At 69.5% G+C, this 5622-nt stretch carries 3 protein-coding genes; all 3 read left to right on the top strand.

Features of this window, described 5'->3' with window-relative positions; all coding sequences use genetic code 11:
- The coding region (locus tag VF794_RS20255; RefSeq protein WP_331112845.1) for a protein kinase domain-containing protein at positions 1–2494 on the top strand (2494 nt) is incomplete at its 5' end.
- A 20-nt stretch (positions 2495–2514) separates the two neighbouring features.
- A complete protein-coding gene (locus VF794_RS20260; protein WP_331112846.1) occupies positions 2515–3681 on the top strand; it encodes a hypothetical protein in 1167 nt (388 codons plus the stop codon).
- 9 nt (positions 3682–3690) lie between these two features.
- Positions 3691–5622 (top strand): DUF4215 domain-containing protein (locus VF794_RS20265; protein WP_331112847.1); only part of this gene is annotated, 1932 nt, incomplete at its 3' end.

Consider the following 5622-nt stretch of genomic DNA (forward strand, 5'->3'; position numbering starts at 1 on the left):
GATGAAGACGATCGCCGGCCAGCGGCTGCCGGCGGCGCGGGCGGTGGAGCTGATGGTGCCGGTGGTACGCGCGCTGGCGTGCGCCCACGAGCAGGGCATCGTCCACCGCGACCTCAAGCCCGAGAACATCGTCGTGACGGACTCGGGCAGCATCAAGGTGCTCGACTTCGGCATCGCCAAGGTGCTCCAGGGCGACGAGCCGCCCGAGTCCCCTTCCCCCGACGGCCAGCCCCACCTGCCCGCCATGGCGGACATGGGTGAGGACGTCGCCAACCTCACCCGCCGCGGCTCCATCATGGGCACGATGGCGTACATGTCCCCGGAGCAGTGGGGCATCGGCGTGCCCATCGACCACCGCACGGACATCTGGGCCGTGGGCATCATGCTGTTCCGGATGATCGCCGGGAAGCACCCGTTGGACCCGCTGCGCGGCCCGCAGCTCATGGTCACGGCGATGCTCGACGAGGCCATGCCCAGCCTGCGGACGATGGCGCCGGACGTGCCGCCCGAGCTGGCCGCCGTCGTCGACCGCTGCCTGCTCAAGCGCAAGGAGGAGCGCTTCCCGGACGCGCTCTCGCTCCTGCGCGCCCTGGAGCCCTTCCTGCCCGGGCGCTACTCGCGCGAGCTGCGCATCGACGAGAGCCCCTACGCCGGCCTCAGCTCCTTTCAGGAGGCGGACGCGGACCGCTTCTTCGGCCGCTCGCGGGACATCGCCGCCCTCGTCAACCGCATCAACGACCGGCCGCTCATCGCCGTCGTCGGCCCCTCTGGCACGGGCAAGTCCTCGTTCGTGCGCGCCGGCCTGGTGCCGGTGCTCAAGCGCTCCGGCTCGGCCTGGGAGTCGCTCGTCATCCGTCCCGGCCGCAACCCGCTGGCGGCCCTGGCGAGCATCGTCGCGCCGCTCATGTCCTCCTCGACCACCATCGACCAGGACATCCAGGAGCAGCAGAAGCTCGTCGAGCGCCTGTACGCCGAGCCTGGCTACGTGGGCAACGTGCTGCGCAGCCGCGCCCGGCGCGAGCGCCGGAAGATCCTCCTCTTCATCGACCAGTTCGAGGAGCTCTACACGCTGGTACCGGACGCGCAGGAGCGCCTGGCCTTCACCGCGTGCCTCTCGGGCATCGCGGACGATGCCACCTCGCCCATCCGCGTCGTGCTCTCCATCCGCTCCGACTTCCTGGACCGGGTGCCCGAGGACGAGCGCTTCATGGGCGAGCTGAGCCAGGGCCTCTACTTCCTCACCTCGCCCAACCGCGAGGGCCTGCGCGACGCGCTGGTGCAGCCGGCGGAGATGGCCGGCTACCGCTTCGAGTCGCCGATCCTGGTGGACGACATGCTGGAGCACCTGGAGTCCACCCAGGGCGCGCTCCCGCTGCTCCAGTTCGCCGCCACCCAGCTCTGGGAGCTGAGGGATCCCTCGCGCCGGCTGCTCACCGAGAGCGCCTACCAGTCCATCGGAGGCATCGCCGGTGCGCTCGCCAGCCACGCCGACAGCGTGCTCGCGGGGATGACCACCCAGGAGCGCACGCTGGTGCGGGCGCTCTTCCTGCGCCTCGTCACCCCCGAGCGCACGCGCGCCATCGTCTCCGTGGACGAGCTGCGCGAGCTGACGAAGGACGCGGGGGAGATGCAGCGCCTCATCGACCACCTCGTGCAGGCGCGCCTGCTCGTCGTGCAGACGGGAGGCGGTGCCGCGGGCGCGACGGTGGAGATCGTCCACGAATCGCTGCTGCACAGCTGGCCCACGCTGCGCCGCTGGCTGGACGAGGGCCAGGAGGACGCGGGCTTCCTGGAGCAGCTGCGCAACGGGGCGCGGCAGTGGCAGGCGAAGAACTTCGACGACAACCTGCTGTGGCGCGGCGAGATGGTGGAGGAGGCCCAGCGCTTCCAGCGCCGCTTCCGCGGGGAGCTGCCCCAGCTCCAGGCCGACTTCCTCGAGGCCGTCTTCATGCAGGCGAAGAAGGGCAAGCGGCTGCGACGGGCACTGCTCATCGGCTCCTCGGTGTTCCTGGGGCTGCTGGTCATCGCGGCGGGCGTGGCGCTGGTGGTCATCCGCAACGCGCAGCAGGAGGCCGAGCGCCAGGCGGTGGTGGCGACGGCGGCCGAGGCCACGGCGCGCGAGGCGGCGGCCACGGCGCGCACCGCCGAGGCCGAGGCCAAGCAGCGCCTGGCCGAGGTGCAGGCCAAGGAGCTGGAGCGCCCGAAGGCGCAGCAGGCGGCGGAGGCGGCCAATGCGCAGGTGGCGCTCACCAACGAGGAGCTGCTGCGCAAGAACGACGAGCTGCTGTCGGCGCTGGATCGGGCCCAGGAGGCGCAGCTGCGTGCCAGGAGCGCCAAGAAGCGCGCCGAGCAGAGCGCCGTCACGGCCCGCCAGGCCAAGGAGGACGCCATCCGCGCCGCGCAGGAGCTCGCCTCGTTGCTCCGCCGTGAGCAGGAGCGCGTCCATCGCCTTCAGTCGCAGCTCGGCAGTCCGGTCGTCGAGGTCTTGAAGTGAGAAGAACCGTGAGAATGGTGATGAACAGGTCCAGGGTCGCGCTCACCGTGATGGCGTCGCTGCTGGTGCTTTGGTCGGTGCCCGCGGACGCCCAGCGGACAACCTCCCAGCGCGCGTCCAAGCAGCGCTCGCGTGGCAAGCTCCGGCCCGGCGTCCAGCAGCCCGTCGGGTCGCCCGACTCCACGCCACTGGCCAGCCCCGATGCCCCCGTCTCGACCGAGCCGCCCAGCGCTGGCGCTTTGCGCCCATCGGACTCCGCGCTCTCGTCGACGGGGGAGCGCCCCTGGGCCAAGGGAGTCGCCAAGCAGCAGCAGGAGGCCGCGATCGCGCTCTTCGAGTCGGGCAACGGCCTGCTCAAGGAGTCCATCTTCATCAAGGCCGTGGAGAACTACCGCAAGGCGCTCGCGCTCTGGGACCACCCCGGCATCCACTACAACCTGGCGCTCGCCCTGATGAACCTCGACCAGCCCATCGAGGTCCACGAGCACCTGGTGGCGGCGATGGCCTACGGCCCGGAGCCCCTGGAGAAGGAGAAGTTCGAGTACGCCCGCGGCTACAAGACGCTCATCGAGAAGCAGCTCGCCCGGGTGGAGATCGCCTGTGACTCGCCCGGCGCCGTGGTGACGATGGACGGCCAGAAGCTGTTCGAGGCCCCCGGTCGCTACACGGGGCTGGTGCGTCCCGGCGCGCACAGCATCATCGCCACCCGCGAGGGCTACGTGCCCAGCGACATGAGCCGCACCATCCTCCCCGGCGAGACGGCGAAGCTCGACCTGAAGCTGTACACCAACGAGGATCTCATCCAGTACCGCAGGCGCTGGCCGGCGGCGACGCCCTGGCTCATGGTGGGCGCGGGCCTGGCCGTGGCGGCCGGCGGTGGCTGGCTCCACGTCCAGGCGCGCGACAACCTCGAGGCCTTCGACACCGGCATCACCGAGTGCGGAGGCTGCAACCTGAACCCGGCGCTCCAGGGCTCGCTGAGCCGCGGCAACACGTTCCAGAACCTGGCCATTGGCGGCTACGCCGTCGGTGGAGCCGCGCTGGTCACCGGCGCGGTGCTCGTCTACCTCAACCAACCCCAGCCCTTCCGAGTCGATCCCAACCAGAAGCAGCAGCTGGAGGTGGTGAGCATCTCCCCTCTGCTCGGTGGTGGGACGCGCGGTGTCCAGGCCCTCTTCCGTTTCTGAGGCGACCCCATGAGACGTGAGACTTCTTCCCAGGCGCACCTCGGCCGCATCGCCATGCTCGTGCTGGCGTTGGCCCTGCCCCTGCTCTCCTCCTGCTTCGAGCCCGAGAGCGTCTTCTGCCCCTCGGGCCTCGTGTGCCCTGCCGGCCAGCAGTGCGCCGCGAAGCAGGAGGTGTGCATCAAGACCGGCTGCGGCGACGGCATCATCCAGGCGACCGAGGCCTGTGACGACGGCAACATCAACAATCGCGATGGCTGCGACTTCGAGTGCAAGTCGATCGAGGTCTGCGGCAACGGCATCCGGGACGACAAAGAGGTCTGCGACGACGGCAACACCAACTCCGGGGACAAGTGCAGCGCCGACTGCAAGTCCAACGAGGCGTGCGGCAACGGCATCAAGGACCCCATCGGCGAGGCCTGCGACGACGGCAACAACGTCAGTGGTGACGGCTGTAGCGCCGACTGCATCTCCGTCGAGGTCTGCGGCAACCGCGTCACGGACACCGTCAAGGGCGAGGTCTGCGACGACGGCAACCTCGAGAGCGGTGATGGGTGCAGCGGCAACTGCCTCTCCCAGGAGGTCTGCGGCAACCGCATCATCGACACCGCCAAGGGCGAGGTCTGCGACGACGGCAACAACAACAACGCCGACGGCTGTAGCGTCGACTGCAAGTCCAACGAGACGTGCGGCAACGGCATCAAGGACACGGCCGTCGGGGAGATCTGCGACGACGGCAACAACATGAGCGGCGACAAGTGCAGCGCCGACTGCTTGTCGAGCGAGGGCTGCGGCAACGGCGTGCGCGACCTCGAGGAGCAGTGCGACACGAGCGGCGAGTCGGCCAGCTGCAACGCCAACTGCACGGTGCGCGTCTGCGGCGACGGCATCAGGAACGCCACCGCTGGCGAGGAGTGCGACACGAACGGTGAGTCCGCCACCTGCGACGCCAACTGCACGGCGCCCGCGTGCGGCGACGGCATCGTGAACTCCAGCGCGGGCGAGCAGTGCGACAACCTCGGTCCCGCGAACTCCACCAACTGCGACCGGGACTGCTCCGTCGCCTTCTGCGGCGACAGTTTCACCAACCCCGCGCGGGGCGAGGTGTGCGACACGGGCGGCAACTCCAAGACGTGCGACTCCGACTGCAGCCCGTCCGCCTGCGGTGACAAGTACCTCAACACGGCGGCCGGTGAGCAGTGCGATGACGGTGGCAACACCACCTTCTGCGACTCCGACTGCACGCCCAGCGTCTGCGGAGACGCCTTCACCAACACGGTGTCGGGCGAGCAGTGCGACGACGGCAACACCACCAATGCGGACGACTGCCTCACCACGTGCAAGGCCAACCTCTGCGGCGATGGCCATGTCGCCCTGACGGGTTCGCACGTCGAGGCCTGCGACGACGGCAACACCACCAACGAGACCGAGTGCGCCTACGGCACCGAGTCCTGCACCACCTGCAACGCCAGCTGCTCGGCGGCCCTCACCTTCACCGGCCGCTACTGCGGTGACGGCGCCAGGACCGACAAGGAGAGCTGTGATGACGGCAACAAGGTCACCGAGACCGAGTGCGTCTATGGCACGGTGAGCTGCTCGGCCTGTGATGCGTCCTGCTCGGCCACCCTCACCCTCTCCGGCCGCTACTGCGGGGACGGTGCCAAGAACGACACGAGCGAGGCCTGCGACGACGGCAACAAGGTCAGTGAGACCTCCTGCCCCTATGGCTCGGCGAACTGCACCCGGTGCGACGCGACCTGCTCGGGCGAGCTCAGCCTCACCGGCCCCTACTGCGGTGACGACACCGTCAGCAATGGCGAGGTTTGCGACGACGGCAATACCACCAACGAGACCGAGTGCCCCTACGGCACCGCCAACTGCACCAGCTGCAACGCCACCTGCGGCGCCAAGCTCAACCTCAAGGGCCCCCACTGTGGTGACAAC

The organism is Archangium sp. (assembly GCF_036389735.1).
GTDB lineage: Bacteria > Myxococcota > Myxococcia > Myxococcales > Myxococcaceae > Archangium.